The following is a 17,847-nucleotide window of genomic DNA, read 5'->3' on the forward strand; positions in this document are numbered from 1 at the left end:
GCGCTCCCCCTCAGACCGTGGCCGGCTCGGCTGCCGGGGCAGCGACATCGGTTCGACGCGCGACGGTTTCGGCGACGTGCTTGGCCGTCGCGCCCGGATCGCCGCCGGCGAGCGGCCATCCCCGTGCGCGCACGAGATACGACGTCGCCGCCGCTTCCGTGGAAACGCCGAGACCACCTTGCACATGCACAGCCATGGTCGCCGCCTTCGACGCCTCTTCGGACATGAAGACGAACGCGGCACCCGGCAGCTCCGGTCGGACGTCCGGCTCGACGTCGAGGTACCAGGCCGCCTTGCGCGCCAGGGCGCGGCCGCCCTCGACGGTGATCGCCATGTTGGCGAGCGGATGCGAGATACCCTGCAGCGACGAGATCGGGACGCCGTAGGTGTACCGGTTCGTCGCGAACTCCGCGGCGATCCGCATCGTCTGCTCGACCAACCCGACCAATGCCGAGGCGGTGAGCAGGCGCCACTCATCCAGTGCCCGCTGATATTCCGCGACCGCAGTCGGGCCGCTCGCGAGGGTGACGCGAGCCGAGACGGCTGCCGGGTCGATCCACGCCATGGGCAGGCGACCGAGGTTGTCGACCTTCGGGGGCTTGACGTCAGAGGTCAGCAGGACGATGTCGTCCCCCTCCCGAACGACGATCTGGTCCGCGACGGAACCGGTCGGGATCAGGCGCGCTCCGCGTGACTCGCCGAGTTGTGCATCGAGCCCGATGATCTGGGCACCGGAGACGATCTTCTCGGAGTTCGGGTTGTCGGCGCCGAGGGCACCTAGTCGCGCCAGAAGCCTTGCGGCGCTGACATGATCGATCCAGGGAACGGGTGCCAGCCAACGACCGATCTCTTCGGAGACGAGGGTGAGGTCGACCAGCGTCGCACCGTCTCCGCCGACCGTCTCCGGCAACGCCATCGTGGTCGCACCGGTGCCGCACAGCCGTTCCCACAACGGGCGGTCGATGCCCTCGGACTCGGCGGCCCGGACGACGTCGATGGTCGAGTAGGTCTGGAAGAACTTTGCGTACGCGGTCTGCAGATCCGCCTGGTCGGCCGAGAGGCTGTAGTCCTCCCTGCGCAATTCGTAACGGTCCATCTCACTGCTCCTGTTCATGTGGGCCGAAGAAGAATTCCTGGGCGTTGTCGTGGAGGTATTTGTCGAGGACGTCGGACGGCAGGTCGAGCGCCTCGGCCTCAGGGACGACGCGGCGCTGTGCCAAGACGGGCCAGTCCGAGCCGAAGATGACCTTGCCGGTCCCGCGGGTACGCATGTAATGGAGCAAACTCTCCGGCAGTCGCTTCGGCGACCACGCCGAGGTCATCAACCGAAGGTTCGGGTATTTGATCAGCAATCGGATTGCGACGTCCCACCACGGGTCGGCACCGTGGATCATGCAGAGAAGCAATTCCGGGAACCTCACACAGACCCGATCCAGATGGATGGGGTTCTGCACCTCACCGGGAATCGGTGGTCCCGGGATGCCCGTGTTGACACACAACGGGAGCCCGAGTTCCGCGCACTTGGCGTAGAGCGGATAGTAGACCGCGTCACTCGGCGGATACTGTCCGTCACCCCAGAAGCTCGGCCCCACAGCGGCATAGGACACCGGGAGATCGCGGACCATCGCACTCAGATCCCGCAACGACGAGACCGGGCGCAGCAGGTTCGCGCCGCCCATTGCGAGGGAGAACCGGTCCGGACGGGCCTCGACGAACTTCCGGGCGGTGACCGACGGCTTGGCCAGGTTGTCCATCAAGATCGCCTTGCGAACCCCCTGCTCGTCCATCTCGTCGAGGAGTTCGGACATGTCGACGGCTTCGAACATCGACGTGGCGCCCTTGAAGTAATTGTCCCGCACCGCCAGCATCCAACCGGGTTGCTGTTCGGTCTCACCGAAGTGGACGTTGACGAGACAGTCGATCACATTGCGTGGCATGGCACTCCGATTCTTCGCAATCCGGCCGGCATCTCAGGGGATGGAGGGAACCGACACTCCCAGCAGGTCGAGAGCGTTTCCGCGCATGACCTTTCGGATCTCGTCATCACTGCTGAGTCCGGCGAGGTCTTGGACGTAGGAGGTCGGGTCCTCGAGCCCTTCACCGTGGGGCCAGTCCGACCCGAACAGGATGCGATCGGTGCCGATCGTGTTCGCGAGGTGCTTGACATCCTCCTCGTAGTACGGCGCGATCCAGACGTGCTCTTTGAGTTCATCGACCGGGTTGTCGGCGAACGACTTCGGATACTGGTTGGCGAGCTTGTGCAGTCGCTTGATCAGACGATGCACCCATTCGGCCCCGTTCTCGATGCTCGCGACCCGTAGTTTCGGATGCCGCACGAAGACTCCGTGCACGATCAGCGAGGCGATCGTGTCATGAATCGCACGGTCGTCGACGACGACCTTGTCGAACGGATCGGTGGTGCCGAAGCCCTCGAAGTTCTCCTTGCCACCCCACATCGCCGCGATACCCAGATAGCCACTGTCACCGAGATGGAACGCGACGGGTACGTTCGCCTCGGCGAGTCGCGCCCACACCGGATCGTGGCTGGGATGACCGAGCGACCTCGGCTTGGGGCTGCCGGGCACCGGCGCCGGACGCATGTGGACCAGCTTGGCTCCCCGTTCGATGACGAACTCGACCTCGGCGAGCGCTGCCTCCGGATCGGCGAGCGAGATCATCGGAGCTGTGTAGATCTTGTGGTCCGGGCGGTCGAAACCCCAGTCCTCGTCGAGCCAGAGGTTGAAGGCATGCAGAGATGCCATGGTCGCCGGGATGTCCTTCTTGAGCGCTTCTTCGACACCGCACCCGAACGTCGGGAACATGAAGATCGATTCGAGTTCCTGGTTCTCGAGCACCTTGATGCGCGCATCCCGGTTCTGATATTCCGGGCGCAATCCGAGCTCTTCGACCTTCATCAGCGACGCGGGATCCACCCCCTCCGGAATCTGCCCGCGGAACATCAGATCGAGGCAGCCCGGCTCGATGATGGGATCGAACGTCGGATTGGGGATGAATCGGTTGACCTTCTCCCCCATGACCGCGACGGTGTGTTTGCCGTCCTGCAGCATCCGCACACCTCGCCGCCGGAACTCCTTCGGGAGATGCCGCGTGAACGCATCGAGTGGCTCGTAGTAGTGATTGTCGACGTCGATCGACAGGTATCCGAGTTCATTCATGGTGTCCTCCGGTTTGCGAATCGTTCGCGGACGATGTGTTGTGTGTGTTCGACCCCGCTGCCGCGCGCGTGTCACGGCAGCGGGGGAAACCGTGGGGTTCGTTTCTCGAGGAACGCGGTGATCCCTTCGATCACGTCTGGCCGCGTCAATGACTGCGCCATCGCGGACTCGGCGCGCGTCATCGCCTCGTCGACATCACCGTCCGCGTCCGCGAGGAGCTGTTTCTTGATCTGGTCGAGTGAGACCGGCGAGCACTGCGTCGCGATCTCCTCCGCATACGCCACCGCATGCGACAGCAGATCATCCGCAGGCAGCACCGCGGTGACCAGGCCCAGATCGCGGGCCTCGTCGGCGAGGAAGGTCCGACCACTCAGCAGCAACTCTCGTGCCACCGCCGGGCCGGCCACCCGCGGCAGAATCCAGGAGATCCCGTGCTCGGCGATGAGACCACGGCGCGCAAACGGAGCGGCGAACTTCGCGCCGGACGCCGCGAACCGGACGTCGCACATGAGCGCGTGGGTCAGGCCGATACCGACGCAGGCCCCGTTGATCGCCGCGATCACCGGCTTGCGCAGAGCCATCAGGAACTGCGCAGGCCGTTCCCCCACGGTGGCACCGACATCCACGGACTCGGCGTCGGCCAGTGAACCAACCTGCTCGACCGTTCCCATGTGGGCGCCTGCGCAGAACGCCCGGCCCCTCCCGGTGATCACGATGACCCGTACGGCGGGATCGGCTTCCGCATTGTCGATGTGCGCGTACAGCTCCTGCGCGATGTCGGCCGCCCACGCGTTGAGACGGTCCGGCCGATTGAGCGTGAGAACGGCGACGCCACCCTCGGTCACCTCGGCGAGAACCGCGGGTTCACCGACCGTCCCGGCCTGCCGGTCACTGTCCTCGGCGACACTCACCGGACCGTCCGTCCGGACGGCGCAATCGAGTCCATTCGGGTGTCTCCTCCTGCACCGACACTGTACTTGAACATGCCTACTGTATACCTATCGGTAGAGGGTTCCGCAAGGCGCCCAGAGCCTCCGCGGTGACATGATGGACCACCTCGATTCGCCGGATTTACTGTACCGTTTACCGTAACCTCAACCAAGATCCGGTCGGGCGCGCCGTTGCCGGTGCACCGGCAACTCGGATCGAGCTCGAATCCGGTTGGATTCCCAGCTGACGCCGCGACGATGCGGCAGATCACGGAAGGTGGCGGCATGGCGAGGCAGACGACGCCCAAGCGGCGGCGACGCGAACGCGGTTCCATCGATCCCGACGACATCGTCGCGGGCGCCTTCGAGCTCGCCGACGAGGTGTCGATCGACAATCTGAGCATGCCGATGCTCGGCAAACATCTCGGGGTCGGCGTCACCAGTATCTACTGGTATTTCCGCAAGAAGGACGACCTCCTCAACGCGATGACCGACCGGGCCCTGCGTGAGTACCTGCTCGCGGTCCCCCTGCCGAAGTCCGAGGACTGGCGTGAATCACTCACGCAGTACGCGCGCACGATGCGGAAAGCCTTCCTCAGCAACCCGATTCTCGTGGACCTCATCCTGATCCGGGCGACGCTGGGCCCGCGGTATTCCGAACTCGGGGCCAAACACATCGAGGGCCTGGTCGCCCGCCTGGTCGACGCCGGACTCACGTTCGACGACGGCTTCGACACCTTCTCCGCCCTGCAGTTGCACCTGCACGGCTCGATCGTGCTGACCCGCCTGCACGAGAAGAGCAAGGCGAGCGACCCCGAGGCCCGCACGTACTACGAAGATCTCGCCATCTCGCCGGAGTCGACGCCGATCCTCGCCCAGGCCGCCGCCCACGGGCACACCGGCGGCGCCCCGGACGATCGGAACTTCGAGTTCGGCCTTCGCTGCATCCTCGACCACGCCGAGAGGTTGATCGACTCACGCAACGCCGCGGCGACGCCACGCGGTGCCGCATGATCATCGTGCCCCGCCCCTGACAGGCCGGCTGGTCCGAGCCCCAGAGCACACATCCGTCGTAGCGAATCCCTGGAGCCATCTTGTCCGTTCTGGTCGATCAGCAGGGCGCCGTCCGCACGGTCACGGTGAACCGCCCCGAACAGCACAATGCACTCGATGCCGAGACGATTGCGGCGGACGCCCCACTCGCGGTGCAGTTCACCAAACGACACATGTACGCCGCCGTCGACCACGATGCCGATCTCCGGAACCGGATGCGCGAGGGCCTCCCCGAGATCCTCGATGAGTCGGCGAGACCACACCGCCGGGTCGCCGGCAATCGGCGGTAGGGACTATCGCAAGCCTTTCCGTATTGCTTACAGTCACTATGACCACCGCCTGCGTGCAGCCGACCACGACGACCCCAGGAGCAGAACGTGTCCGAGTCCGCGACCAACACAACCACCCGCGAGTTCACCGTTCCCGAGGTAGCCGACGCGGTCGCCGCGGCGATCCCCGACCGTGAGCTCATCGCATTCCGCTCGCGCCGCCTCACCACGAGCCAGATCGCGGAGCGGTCCAAGCGTCTTGCGTCGTACCTGCACTCCCAGGGCCTCGGCGCGCACACCGAGAGGTCGGCACTGGCCGGCCACGAGGTGGGACAGGACCTGCTGGGCATCTACGCCTACAACGGAAACGAGTACGTCGAGACGATGCTCGGAGCATTCCGCGCACGCGTCGCGCCGTTCAACGTGAACTACCGCTACGTGAAGAACGAACTCCACTACCTGCTCACGGATTCGGGCGCGACCGCCCTGGTCTATAACGCCGCGTTCGCTCCTCAGCTCGCGGAGGTGCTCCCGGGGTTGCCGAACCTGCGGGTGCTGATCCAGATCGCGGACGACTCCGGCAACGAACTTCTCGAGGGCGCAGTCGATTACGAAGATGTCATCGCGACCAACTCTGCCGATCCGATCCCGGTCACCCCCTCCCCCGACGACCTGTACGTGCTCTACACCGGCGGTACCACGGGTATGCCGAAGGGCGTGCTGTGGCGTCAGAACGACATCTACATGGCGGGTGGCGGCGGGCGTGACGTCTACAGCGGCGCACTCACCACCTCTCTCGACCAGGTGACCGAACGGGTCACCGCGGGAGAGGGATTGAAGGTCTTCGTCCTGCCGCCACTCATCCACGGCGCCGCACAGTGGGCCATCATGACCGCACTGACCTCAGGGCAGACGGTGCTGCTGTCCCCGGTCGTCGAACGCCTCGATGCCGAGGCCGTGGCCGAGACCATCGAAGCCGAGAAGCCGATGGTCCTGATGATGGTGGGCGATGCGATCGCTCGTCCCCTGATCACGGCCTTCGAGCGCGGCGAACGGGACATCTCCTCGATCGCCGTGCTCGCCAACGGCGGCGCCGTGTTGTCACCGACGATCAAAGAGCGTCTGCTGGCAGTGCTGCCCAACGCGATCATCCTCGACGGCGTCGGATCGTCCGAGACGGGAACACAGATGACGCACGTCTCCAGCGCCGGTGCCGTGTCGACCGGCATCTTCAACCCGGGCTCCAACACGTGCGTCCTGACCGAGGACATCGACGCGATCGCGGAGCCGGGCCACGAGGGTCTCGGCTGGCTGGCCCAGCGTGGTTTCGTCCCGCTCGGCTACAAGGGAGATGCGGCCAAGACGGCGAAGACGTTCCCCGTCGTGAACGGCGAGCGATTCTCGCTGCCCGGGGACCGCGCACAGCTTCTCGACGACGGCACGATCCATTTGCTCGGCCGAGACTCCGTGACGATCAACTCAGGTGGCGAGAAGATCTTCGTCGAGGAGGTCGAGATGGCCATCGCCACGCATCCCGCCGTCGGCGATGTGCTCGTCGCCGGTCGGCCGAGCGACAAGTGGGGGGAGGCCGTGGTCGCGATCGTGGAACTGGTGGACGGCGCGGACGCATCGGGCGACGAGCTCATCGAGCATGCCGCACAGTCGATCGCGCGGTACAAACTCCCGAAGACGGTCCTGTTCCGGCCGGCCATCCAGCGGAGTCCGGTGGGCAAGGCCGACTACCGCTGGGCACGCGAGCAGGCAGCAGGCGTCGGCACGGACTGAGTGGCCATGGAATCAATCACCCGATGTGAGGAACGACAGATGCAACGAATGATCGCACCAGAGATATCGACATGGCCCGAGGCGGATCCTCATCTGCTCGGCAGTGCCTGCGATGACTGCGGCGCAACCGTTTTCCCGGTGCAAGAGCTCTGCCCGCGGTGCAGCGGCGCGTCCATGCGCGAGACCGAACTGCCCCGTCGAGGAACCCTGATCGCCTGGACCACCCAGGGATTCCTGCCCGGCGCACCCTACCTCGGCGACGAGACTCCGAAGACCTTCGAGCCCTTCGGAGTCGGGCTCGTCCAATTGGGAGACGTGATCCGGGTCGAGAGCCGACTCACCGAGAACAACCCCACCGCACTCGAATTCGGCATGGATGTCGAACTCACGATGGTGCCCCTCGGCACTGACGACGAGGGCACAGAGGTCCTCACCTTCGCCTTCCAACCCGTCTGACCGACAGGAGTTCTCTCATGAATGACGTAGCCATCATCGGTGTGGGAATCCACCCCTTCGGCCGGTTCGAGGGCAAGACTGCGATGCAGATGGGTACCGATGCCATCCGTGCCGCGCTCGCCGACGCCGGTCTCGAGTGGAAAGACATCCAGTTCGCCGTCGGCGGCAGCTGGGAGGTCGCGAACCCGGACGCCATCGTCAGCCTGATGGGATTGACCGGCATACCGTTCACCAACGTGTTCAATGCCTGCGCGACGGGCGCCAGCGCTACCGAGGCCTGCGCCGACGCGATCCGATTGGGCAAGCACGACATCGGCATCGCGATCGGGCTCGACAAGCATCCCCGTGGCGCCTTCACCGTCGACCCGACCCTGGTCGGCATGCCCAAATGGTACGGCGAGAACGGCCAGTACCTGACGACCAAGTTCTTCGGCATGAAGGCGAATCGCTACCTGCACGACCACGACATCTCACCGGAGACCCTGGCCAAGGTGGCGGCCAAGAACTATCGCAACGGTGCACTGAACCCCAATGCGTTCCGCCGCAAGCCTGTTCCGGAGGAGGACATCCTCAACGCACCGATGCTCAACTATCCGCTGACCCAGTACATGTTCTGCGCCCCGGACGAGGGTGCGGCAGCGGTGATCATGTGTCGCGCGGACATCGCCCATCGGTTCACCTCGAAGCCCGTATACGTGCGTGCTGTGGAGGTGCGGACGCGAACATACGGCGCGTACGAGGTCAACACCACCTTCGCGCCCGTGGAGGAGGTCGCGTCCCCTTCGGTGTTCGCGTCGCGGGCCGCATTCGAGTCGGCCGGCATCTCGCCGGGTGAGGTCGACGTGATCCAGCTCCAGGACACCGACGCCGGCGCCGAGGTCATCCACATGGCCGAGGCAGGGTTCTGCGCCGATGGTGACCAGGAGAAGCTGATCGCCGACGGTGCCACCGAGATCGGCGGAACCATGCCGGTCAACACCGACGGCGGGCTGATCGCGAACGGCGAGCCCATCGGCGCATCGGGTCTGCGACAGCTCCACGAGCTCGTCCTCCAGCTCCGCGGTACCGCGGGTGATCGCCAGGTGGCCGGGACGCCGAAGGCCGGCTTCGCCCTGCTGTACGGCGCGCCGGGCACCGCCGGGGCGACCGTGGTCACCACCTGAACCACCACCGATCTCGTAGTAGCAACCGGCGTGAGACGCGGGTTTCTACTACGAAATCGGCTGCGCGCTAAAGAATCTTGACCGGGACATGGTCGTAGCCCGCGACATTCTGCATGCTCACCCGCGTGCAGTTGTCGATATCGACCTCGAACTCCGGCATGAAATCGAGTATCCGCTCGAGGGCGATGGCGCTCTCCATACGCGCCAGGGCCGCACCGAGGCAGCTGTGGATGCCGAGACCGAATGCGAGGTTCTGCGCTTCGGACCGGTCACGATCGATGTCGAAGGTGTCGGCGTCGGTGAACGCGTCCGGGTCCCGGTTGGCCGAACCGAGCATCAGGAACACCGGTTTCCCGGCCGGGATCGTCACCCCGTGCAGGGTGACCTCCTTCATGGAGTACCGCACGTTGTATTGGTTCGGAGACTCGAAACGAAGCAACTCCTCGACGGCGTCGGGAATCTTGGTGCGGTCTTCCTGCAGCTTCTTCCACTGATCGGGAAACCGCGAGAACGTGACCGGTGCACCACCGATCAGCTTGGCCACGGTCTCGGCGCCTGCGCCGCCGAGCAGCGATGCGAACATGGCGATCTCCATGTTGCTCAATGTCGGCGGTTCGTCGTCGTCCCGTTCGATCTGGGCCCGGGTCAGCTTGGTGATCATGTCGTCGCGCGGATTCTTGCGGCGATCGGAGGCGAGGCCGTAATAGAACCTCGCCAGTTCGACGACGGCGTCGAACCCGACCTCGGACATCTCCATCTGCCCGACCTCCCGCTGTAGGAGGTCGTCGGTCCACAGACGTACCTGGGTTCGGGAATCCTCCGGCACGCCGAGCATTCGAGAGATGATCTCGATCGGGAACAACGCCGAGAAGTCGTGCACCATGTCGAAGCCGTCCGGATCCACCGCGGCGAGAAAGCGATCGATCTGCTCCGCGGCCATGTCCTTCAGCTCCGCGATCGCCCGCGGTGTGAACACCTTGCTGACCAGTCGCCGCATGTGACGGTGTTCCGGAGGATCGAGCACGATGATCGACTTGTGGGGCGGGATCTTCCCCTCCCGGACCGTCGCGAGGTCGATGCCGCGCGCCGACGAGTACGTCTCGAAGTCCCGATAAGCGGGAGCCACGTCCTCATGCCTGCTCAGCGCGTAGAAGTCGTACTCCTCGCTGTAGTAGACAGGCGCCTCTTCACGCATCCGGCGATAGATGTCATATGGACCATCGAAGAACTCCCGCGAGAAGGGGTCGAAGACAAGCTTCGTGTCGGTCACTGCATCCTCCTGTACGGCATGGTCCCTCGCGATGGTCACCCGAGATACTGTAAGCCATACTATAGAGCATTCAAAGTACTTGCCGAAATACCGCTCAACCTCCTACAGTCGTATTTACAGTAAAGCATCCGCCGTCGGCGGGTCGGTCCGCGAGCAACGGAGAATCATGGGATCCGAACAACGCAAGATCGTCGTCGTCGGTGCCGGGTCGGGCATCGGAGCCGCCACCGCGGCTCATTTCCACGGTCGTGGCGATCATGTGCTGGCGGTCGACATCAAGCCCAACGACACACCTGCGGCCGAACACCGCGAAGTGGATCTGCGTGATGGCGCCGCGGTCACCGCTCTCCTGGGGTCGATGGGATCGGGCTGGGACCTGTTGGCTCACGTGGCAGGTGTCCCCGGGACCGCTCCGGACAGCGATGTGCTGCGAATCAACTATCTCGGTGCCCGCCGCATGATCGAGGGCATGCTCCCGCTGTTGAACCCCGGTGGCGCGATCGTCGCGGTCGCGTCCACGGCCGGCATGGGATGGACGCAACGCACGGAGCTTCTGGAAGGACTGCTCGAGGCCGATGACGCGGACGGGGTCGACGGGTGGCTCGCCGCGCAGGAGCCCGGCTACCCGGCGTACAACACGTCGAAAGAAGCCTTGCTGATCTACGCCAAGCGCGTGTCCGGCCCGGCGTTGGCCGAGTACGGGGTGCGCGTGAACACGGTGAGCCCCGGTCCGGTCGAGACCCCGATCCTCACCGACTTCGAGGAATCGATGGGCAAGGACACGCTCGAGATGGTCCGCGCGACCGTCGGACGCCACGGCAACGTCGACGACATCGTCCCGGCGATCGACTTTCTCGGCTCCCCTGACGCGCGCTGGGTGAACGGACAGAATCTCGAGGTGGACGGCGGCTTCATCGCCTCGATGATCGCCGGAGCCCCGATCCAGCTCTGAGTCGATCCAGCCCTGGGGCACAGATCCGCCCGTCGCCGATCGTGCGCAGTTCTTCGTCCATCGTGCCCACTTTCGCGCCGATCGTGCGCAGTTCTTCGTCCATCGTGCGCACATTGCCGTCGATCGGGCAGAGGACAGCGTGCCCACGAGCGTCGAGCGCCCATTCGGCGGGAATCTGTACCCGATCGGCGCGAAAGTGCGCACGATCGGCGGGTATTCGGTTGCCGTCGGCGTCAGGTGAAGTCGGTGCCGCCGTCGACGTTGATGTTCGCGCCGGTCATGTAGGAATTCCGGCGGGAGGCCAGGAACGCCACCACCGGCCCGATCTCCTCGGGCAGGCCGACACGAGGCAGATGCGCCGGATGGCCGAAATGCTCGGTGATCGCCGACATCAGGGCATAAGGGTCCGTGGTGTCGACGCCCACCGACCGCGCCCAGGCGATCAGCGAGTCGGACGCGACGCTGCCGGGTGAGACGACGTTCACCAAGATCTCGTCCGGCGCGAGTTGCAGCGACAGATTCTTCGAGATGCTCGTCACCATCGACTTCGCCGCGGTGTACGCGACCAACGACACCGTCTGTCGCTGTGTGGAACTGGCGGAGAAGTTGACGACTCTGGCCCACTCCGCCTTCCGCAGCAGCGGTAGCGCGCTACGCACGCAGTGGACGATGCCGAGCACGCCGTCGTCGAAAGCCACCCGCCATTGTTCGTCGGAGAGATCCTCGACGGTCCCCCGGACGTTGGGACCGACAGCATTCACCAATACGTTGAGCTCACCCCAGCGGGCATCGAGATCCGCGAACACCTGCGTCACCGCAGCATCGTCGCGCACGTCGACCACCAGTCCGACGGCGTCGGGACTGCCCCGCTGTCCCAGCTCGACGACTGTCTCGTCCAGATCCTGTTGCGTGCGTGCGAGTATCGCCACCCGGGCGCCCTCGTCGGCAAAGCACCGAGCGGCGGCCCGGCCCATGCCGCGACCGCCGCCCGCCACCACCACCGCGGCGCCTCCCAATCCCAGATCCATGTGTCTCCCGGCCCGGGTGCCTAACGCATCTGGAAACGCTGCGCGCCGTCGATGCGGACCACCTCACCGTTGATGTAGGTGTTCTCCAGGAGATACTGTGCGAGACCGGCGTACTCCTCCGGCGTACCGAGACGCTTGGGGAACGGGATGCTGGTCGCGAACTTGTCCAGCGCCTCGTCGCCGAGCAGTTCCAGCAGCGGAGTCCGCATGGTGCCGGGCGCGATGCTGTTGAGACGGATGGCGACCGAACTGAGATCCCTTGCACCGGTGAGGGTCAGCGAGATGACGCCTCCCTTGGCCGCGGAATATGCCGACTGTCCCATCTGACCCTCGAAGCCGGCGATCGAGCTCGTCATCACGATCGCGCCGCGCTCGCCGTTGGCCTTCTTCTCCTGTGTCGCCAGTTTGGCCGCGGTGAGACGGAGGACGTTGTATGTGCCAGTCAGATACAGCGAGATGGTGTCGGTGAATCCCTTGCTGCTGTGCGGACTCCCGTCACGATTGACGATTTTCTCCAGCACACCGATTCCACCGTGGGCGATGACGGCGTACCGCAGGGTGCCGAGTTCGTCGGCCTTGGCAAGAGCGGCGTTGACCGAGTCGTCGTCGAGGACGTCGGTATGGACGTAGAGAGCCTTGTTGCCCAGTTCGTCTGCCAGCTTCTGCGCCGGCTCATCGTTGACGTCGGCGATGACGACCACCGCGCCTTCGGCGTGCAGCTTCCGGACGGTTGCGGCTCCCAGGCCTCCGGCGCCACCGGTGACCAGGACCACCTCACCTTCGAATGCCATGCGTTCTCCTCAGAATCTGTTGTGATGACAGTGCTTACGCGACTGCGAGGTCGGTGTCAGGACCCGGTCCAGTTCGGCTTGCGCCTCTCCGCGAAGGCGATCGAGCCCTCCTGGGCGTCCTTGCTGGCGAAGACCGGCACGATGGTCTCGATGAGCTTCTGCCACTTCTCGTCTTCGCTCCAGCTGCGCGACTTCGCGATCACCTCTTTGGTCGCGGCGATCGCCAACGGGCCGTTCTCGGTGATGCGCTCGGCGAGGGCGATCGCCTCGTCGAGAGCGCTGCCATCCTCGGCGAGAACGTTGATCAGGCCGTACCGCTCCCCCTGCTCAGCGGTGAAGCTGTCGCCGGTCAGCGCCAACTCGAGGGCCTTCTGATACGGAATCCGTTCGGGCAGACGGAACAGACCGCCTGCGCCGGCGACCAGACCCCGCTTGACCTCCGGGATACCGAACTTGGCCGACCGCGCCGCGACGATGAGATCGGTCGCCAACACGATCTCGGTTCCGCCGGCCAGGGCATAACCCTCGACCGCGGCGATGATCGGTTTGGCGGGCGGCCGTTCGGTGAAACCCATGCCCCGGCCCTCGATGGCGACGATCTCGCCGGCGGCGAAGGCCTTCAGATCCATTCCGGCGCTGAAGTTCCCTCCTGCACCGGTGATAATGGCCACCGACAGGCTCGGGTCCTCGTCCAACTCGTCGACGGCGTCGGAGATGCCCTGACTGGTGGCACGGTTGACGGCGTTGCGCGCCTCCGGTCGATTGATCGTGATGATCAGGATACGACCGCGACGTTCCAGCAATACCTCGTCGGACATCGTCTCCCCCTCAGCCCTCGACCTCGACGACGACCGCGCCGCCCTGACCGCCGCCGGCACACATCGCCGCGACGCCGATTCCGCCACCGCGGCGCTTGAGTTCGTAGAGCAACGTGGTCACCATCCGCGCGCCGGATGCGGCGATCGGATGACCCAGGCTGCAACCACTTCCGGAGAAGTTGACCAACTCCTCGTCGATCCCGTGTTCACGGCATGCTGCGATGGGCACCGACGCGAACGCCTCGTTGATCTCCCACAACGCGACGTCGGAGACCTTCAGTCCGGCACGCTCGAGCGCCGGTCCGATCACCTTCACAGCGCCGAGTCCGCAATCGCGGGGTGGCACACCGACCGAGGCCCACGCACGAACCGATGCCATCACGTCGAGGCCGTGTGCCGACGCGTACTCGTCGTCGACGACGGTGACCGCGGCGGCCGCGTCGTTCATGCCACTGCTGTTCCCGGCTGTGATCGAGAATCCCTCGATCTCGGGATGCAGCACCGGAAGTGACGCGAGCTTCTCCATCGACGTGCCCCGGCGCGGGAACTCGTCGACGGCGAAGTCGACCATCGAGCCATCCGGGAGCTGCACCTTCAGCGGCAGGATCTCGTCGACGAACCTCCCCTCGTCGATCGCGGCGATGGCACGCTCATGCGAACGGACCGCCCACGCATCCATCTCCTCGCGCGTGATGCCGACCTTCTTCGCCGTGTTCCACCCGACGGTGATGGCCATGTCCAACGTGGGCGCATCGGGCGTCTCGGGGTGGCTCGGCGGAATCCAGGGCTCGGTGAAGGTCATCTCCTCGCCGGGCGCCGGTACGCGCCATTTCATCAGCGGACCGGTCGACAACGACTGCACGCCGCCGGCGACCACCACCTTCTCCATTCCGGAGCCGACCTGGGCGGCCGCGTTCCCGATGGCGGTCAGGCTGCCGGCGCAGTGCCGACTCACCGCTTGCCCCGGCACATCGTCCATGCCGTTCGCGGCGGCGGCGTAGCGCGCCATGTCGCCTCCGCCGTAATTGGTCTCGGCGAAGATGATGTCGTTCACCTCGGAGGATTCGATGCCGGATCGACGGATGACCTCCGGCAGGATCGCCGTGGCGAGTTGTTCGGTCGGGGTGTTGACGAGCGTCCCCTTGAAGGAACGCCCGATCGCCGTACGTGCGGCGCCGACGATGACGGGTTTTGACATCAGATCTCGACCTCGGGTGGACGGGCTGTATTCACAGCGTGGTGGACATCGTGCATCGGTTCACGGCAGACCATATCATCTACCGTATGGGCAACAGTATAGGTTTCCGATCGTACCGGTCGAACCCTCGGGGCCCGACCGTCAGGACGGATCGGGCTCCGGTACATGGAAATGCTCGTCGCGGAGCCGGAAGGCCTCCTTGGTGCCGTGTTCGGCACGGGTCTTGACGAAATTGAACTCACCGGGCGAGAACTGCAGGTTGGTCCCGAAGGCGTGGAACAGATAACTCGCCACCTCCTCGCCCTGATACGCCTGACTCTGCTCGACGAGCCGGAACGCCTCCTTGGCGATCACGACGCCGTCGGCAGGCATCTTGGCCGCCTTCTCGGCCCAGTACCGCGCGCGGGCGGTCACGTCGGCCGGATCACAGGTCTCGGTGAACACACCGAGATGCTCGACGGCAGCGGCGTCGACGATGTCGCCGGTCAGCAGCAGACGGCGCGCCAGGACCGGACCCAGTCGATGGAAGAACATGTGCAGACTGCCGAGCGCCGGCCCGAGGAACCGGGTGGCCGGCATGCCGACCCGGGTGTCGCGGGCGATCACCGAGATGTCGGTCATCAACGCCATCTCGAATCCGCCGCCGAGCGCAAACCCACTGATCTCGCCGACGGTGACCTTCGGGAACCCCAGGAACTCGTGATAGAAGTCGAATGTCTTGCGGTCCACGATCAATCGCCGCCGCTGACTCGGCCTGCTCTTGGCCGGGCGACTCGCTCCCTCGGCAGACCCGTTACCTTCGCTGCCATACCAGCCGTAGGCGTTGTTCATGTTGGCCCCGGTGCTGAAGACACCGTCGGCACCGCGCAGCAGCACGACGGTGATGTCGTCATCGTCGACGACCACATCGAGGCACCGGGCGACCTCGTCGCGCATCGCCTTGTCGTAGGAATTGCGCTGCCCTGGATTGTTGAACGTGATGGTCGCGATCCGGCTGTCCTTGTCGAGATCGAACAACACCCGGTCGTCGGCGCCCTTGGCGTCGGCCATGGTGATTCCTTTCTGGTCAGGCTGTCTGAAAGATATCGGCAAGGCCCAGTTCGTCGAGGATGCGTTCGTTGTGGGCTTCGAGGTCGGGGATCAGACCCAGCGCCACCTCCCACGCCGAACTCGGCGCGGGCGGCAGCATGGTGGGCGGCACACCGACGGGCGAGTCGACCTCGCGGCGTCGGAGGACGCCTCGACCGTCATCGATCGTCCCCTCGCCGCCTGCCGAAAGCGCGGGCGGCGAGCTGTTCCGTCGACATGGCCACCGAGTCGAGTTCGCCGGTACAGAGAACCTGGCCGTCGCGGACGAGCCGGCCTGCCGATCGCAGTCCGCGGTCGGTGACCTCGCGGGTGATGTCGAAATCCAGATCGGTGAGCAGGGGTGTCGGCCGCCGATAGGTGATGGTGAGCGAGCGGGTCTTGCCTGCACTTCCCAGCGCACAGTTGTGGTGCTGGATGACGCAGTCGAAGAACGAGGCGATGACGCCCCCGTGCACGAGGCCGGGCGGTCCCTCGTAGACGACCGGAAAGGTCACGGTGCCGCGAGCGGATTCGGACTCGATCCGCTCGAACCGGTACTCGGGGAAGTTCGGGTTGAACGAGCCGGGATCAAACGCATGGTCGAGGTAGACGCGCTGCTCGGCCGTCTGCTCGGGCCCGAACCGCGGCCGGGGATCCCGCGGCGCGGCCAGGGTCAGTTCGTCCTCCCACGATGCGAGCTGTCCGATCATCGCGTCGACCGTCGGATGCTCGTGCTCCAACGACATGAGCAGGCCCGCCAGGCGCCGCAACGCCGCCGACGCCTCGCGGGTCTGCGCGAGCGGCTCCTCGCCGAACCGGAGCGCCGTGGGACGGTCGTCGATGATCCCCGCTGCCGGCGAGTGCTCGTCCTGCGCCATGTGCCCTCTTTCTCCGGCGGTACCGGTTCCGCCGGTCGCCATTCCTTGCTAACTTGGGTGAAACATTAACGGTATTGCCTACCGTATAGGTAACAGTATCCCCGCGGAAGGTGTGGTTTCAACGGTGACCGGAAACGGCGGTTCAACAGGGCAAACAGGCGACGTCGGCGTCACCAGGGACGGGAAGATCCTGCGCCTGTGCCTGGACCGTCCGGCCGCACGCAACGCGTTGACGCCGACGATGGTCGAGACGATGGTCCGGGAGCTGACCGCAGCCGCGAGCAACGACTCGTTGCGCGCCGTGCACATCAGCGGGAGCGGCTCGGACTTCTGCGGCGGCGCGGATTGGGTGGCCACCAACTCCGGCGATCGTCAGCGTCCGCGCACCGGGGATCTCACCCGCCGCATCCCGCAGACCGCGCATCGCATCATCGAACTGGTCCACGACATCCAACTGCCGGTCGTGTGCTCGGTCCGCGGCTGGGCCGTCGGACTCGGGTGCAACCTGGCCCTCGCCGCGGACTTCACCGTGGCCGCCGACGACGCGGTGTTCTGGGAGCCGTTCATCGCGCGCGGCTTCAGTCCGGACTCGGGTTCGACGTGGCTGCTCCCCCGACTGGTCGGACTCGCACGGGCGCGGAAGATGCTCCTGCTCGGCGACAAGGTCAGTGGTACCGACGCAGAGAACTGGGGGCTCATCCACAGCGCTGTCGCGCCGGACGAGCTCGACGGAGCCGCCGACACACTGGTCCGACGCCTCGCCGACGGGCCGACGGTCGCACTCGGTCTCGCCAAACAGGGCATCAACCACCAGCGCGGCACGATCGGCGAGGCCATGAACTCCGAGCTGAGCTATGTCGAACTCTCCTGCCGTACAGGTGATTTCAAAGAGGGACTGGCCGCCTTCCGAGAACGCAGACCACCCGGCTTCCGAGGACGCTGAGCCCTGACCGCCAGTCATCAGCCCATCGCCGTCGCGACGTCGAGCGCCGGCCCCACGACGAAGGGAAGCA

General features: G+C 65.4%; 19 protein-coding genes. 7 read left to right on the forward strand and 12 right to left on the reverse strand.

The window, feature by feature from the left end; translation table 11 throughout:
- Window positions 1-10: 10 nt before the first annotated feature.
- The 4 genes from OVA31_RS07510 to OVA31_RS07525 all read right to left on the reverse strand — a co-directional run bounded on the left by OVA31_RS07510 (window position 11) and on the right by OVA31_RS07525 (window position 4,087).
- Window positions 11-1,096 carry an acyl-CoA dehydrogenase family protein gene (locus OVA31_RS07510; protein WP_267630464.1) on the reverse strand — a complete coding sequence of 362 codons (1,086 nt, stop codon included), beginning with the start codon at window positions 1,094-1,096 and terminating at the stop codon, window positions 11-13.
- A gap of 1 nt (window position 1,097) precedes the next feature.
- Window positions 1,098-1,937, reverse strand: a complete 840-nt coding sequence (locus OVA31_RS07515) for an amidohydrolase family protein (protein WP_267630465.1) — start codon at window positions 1,935-1,937, stop codon at window positions 1,098-1,100.
- A gap of 33 nt (window positions 1,938-1,970) precedes the next feature.
- Window positions 1,971-3,176, reverse strand: coding sequence for an amidohydrolase family protein (locus OVA31_RS07520; RefSeq protein WP_267630466.1), 1,206 nt, complete (start codon window positions 3,174-3,176; stop codon window positions 1,971-1,973).
- A 71-nt stretch (window positions 3,177-3,247) separates the two neighbouring features.
- Window positions 3,248-4,087 carry an enoyl-CoA hydratase gene (locus OVA31_RS07525; RefSeq protein WP_267630467.1) on the reverse strand — a complete coding sequence of 280 codons (840 nt, stop codon included), beginning with the start codon at window positions 4,085-4,087 and terminating at the stop codon, window positions 3,248-3,250.
- A 303-nt stretch (window positions 4,088-4,390) separates the two neighbouring features.
- On the opposite strand from OVA31_RS07525, the gene OVA31_RS07530 reads away from it, so the two are divergent.
- From OVA31_RS07530 to OVA31_RS07550, 5 genes are all read left to right on the forward strand, one after another.
- Window positions 4,391-5,119 carry a TetR/AcrR family transcriptional regulator gene (locus OVA31_RS07530; protein WP_267630468.1) on the forward strand — a complete coding sequence of 243 codons (729 nt, stop codon included), beginning with the start codon at window positions 4,391-4,393 and terminating at the stop codon, window positions 5,117-5,119.
- A gap of 80 nt (window positions 5,120-5,199) precedes the next feature.
- The gene (locus OVA31_RS07535) at window positions 5,200-5,448 is read left to right on the forward strand and encodes a hypothetical protein (RefSeq protein ID WP_267630469.1); all 249 of its coding nucleotides are present in this window, start codon (window positions 5,200-5,202) and stop codon (window positions 5,446-5,448) included.
- An 87-nt stretch (window positions 5,449-5,535) separates the two neighbouring features.
- Window positions 5,536-7,212: an acyl-CoA synthetase gene (locus OVA31_RS07540; RefSeq protein ID WP_267630470.1), complete on the forward strand. Its 1,677-nt coding sequence runs from the start codon at window positions 5,536-5,538 to the stop codon at window positions 7,210-7,212.
- Window positions 7,213-7,251: 39 nt separating this feature from the next.
- Window positions 7,252-7,668, forward strand: a complete 417-nt coding sequence (locus OVA31_RS07545) for a Zn-ribbon domain-containing OB-fold protein (protein ID WP_267630471.1) — start codon at window positions 7,252-7,254, stop codon at window positions 7,666-7,668.
- Between the two features lie 17 nt (window positions 7,669-7,685).
- A complete protein-coding gene (locus OVA31_RS07550) occupies window positions 7,686-8,831 on the forward strand; it encodes a thiolase family protein (RefSeq protein ID WP_267630472.1) in 1,146 nt (381 codons plus the stop codon).
- Window positions 8,832-8,898: 67 nt separating this feature from the next.
- On the opposite strand, the gene OVA31_RS07555 is transcribed toward OVA31_RS07550, so the two are convergent.
- Window positions 8,899-10,101, reverse strand: coding sequence for a cytochrome P450 (locus OVA31_RS07555; RefSeq protein WP_267630473.1), 1,203 nt, complete (start codon window positions 10,099-10,101; stop codon window positions 8,899-8,901).
- A 166-nt stretch (window positions 10,102-10,267) separates the two neighbouring features.
- Here OVA31_RS07555 and OVA31_RS07560 point away from each other — a divergent pair, with 166 nt between their 5' ends.
- Window positions 10,268-11,053, forward strand: a complete 786-nt coding sequence (locus OVA31_RS07560; RefSeq protein ID WP_267630474.1) for a coniferyl-alcohol dehydrogenase — start codon at window positions 10,268-10,270, stop codon at window positions 11,051-11,053.
- Window positions 11,054-11,286: 233 nt separating this feature from the next.
- Here OVA31_RS07560 and OVA31_RS07565 read toward each other — a convergent pair whose 3' ends face one another.
- From OVA31_RS07565 to OVA31_RS07595, 7 genes are all read right to left on the reverse strand, one after another.
- Window positions 11,287-12,081: an SDR family NAD(P)-dependent oxidoreductase gene (locus tag OVA31_RS07565; RefSeq protein WP_267630475.1), complete on the reverse strand. Its 795-nt coding sequence runs from the start codon at window positions 12,079-12,081 to the stop codon at window positions 11,287-11,289.
- Window positions 12,082-12,101: 20 nt separating this feature from the next.
- Window positions 12,102-12,872: an SDR family NAD(P)-dependent oxidoreductase gene (locus tag OVA31_RS07570; protein WP_267630476.1), complete on the reverse strand. Its 771-nt coding sequence runs from the start codon at window positions 12,870-12,872 to the stop codon at window positions 12,102-12,104.
- Window positions 12,873-12,928: 56 nt separating this feature from the next.
- The gene (locus OVA31_RS07575) at window positions 12,929-13,690 is read right to left on the reverse strand and encodes a crotonase/enoyl-CoA hydratase family protein (RefSeq protein WP_267630477.1); all 762 of its coding nucleotides are present in this window, start codon (window positions 13,688-13,690) and stop codon (window positions 12,929-12,931) included.
- 10 nt (window positions 13,691-13,700) lie between these two features.
- Entirely contained in the window at window positions 13,701-14,888 is a 1,188-nt protein-coding gene (locus OVA31_RS07580; protein WP_267630478.1) for a thiolase family protein, read from the reverse strand.
- 141 nt (window positions 14,889-15,029) lie between these two features.
- Window positions 15,030-15,938, reverse strand: coding sequence for an enoyl-CoA hydratase/isomerase family protein (locus OVA31_RS07585; protein WP_267630479.1), 909 nt, complete (start codon window positions 15,936-15,938; stop codon window positions 15,030-15,032).
- Window positions 15,939-15,954: 16 nt separating this feature from the next.
- A complete protein-coding gene (locus tag OVA31_RS07590) occupies window positions 15,955-16,089 on the reverse strand; it encodes a hypothetical protein (RefSeq protein WP_267630480.1) in 135 nt (44 codons plus the stop codon).
- A 46-nt stretch (window positions 16,090-16,135) separates the two neighbouring features.
- Window positions 16,136-16,834, reverse strand: coding sequence for a PaaI family thioesterase (locus OVA31_RS07595; RefSeq protein WP_267630481.1), 699 nt, complete (start codon window positions 16,832-16,834; stop codon window positions 16,136-16,138).
- Window positions 16,835-16,958: 124 nt separating this feature from the next.
- On the opposite strand from OVA31_RS07595, the gene OVA31_RS07600 reads away from it, so the two are divergent.
- Window positions 16,959-17,777, forward strand: a complete 819-nt coding sequence (locus OVA31_RS07600) for an enoyl-CoA hydratase/isomerase family protein (protein ID WP_267630482.1) — start codon at window positions 16,959-16,961, stop codon at window positions 17,775-17,777.
- Window positions 17,778-17,847 lie beyond the last annotated feature (70 nt).

Source organism: Gordonia sp. SL306 (genome assembly GCF_026625785.1).
In the GTDB taxonomy this organism is placed as follows: Bacteria; Actinomycetota; Actinomycetes; order Mycobacteriales; family Mycobacteriaceae; genus Gordonia.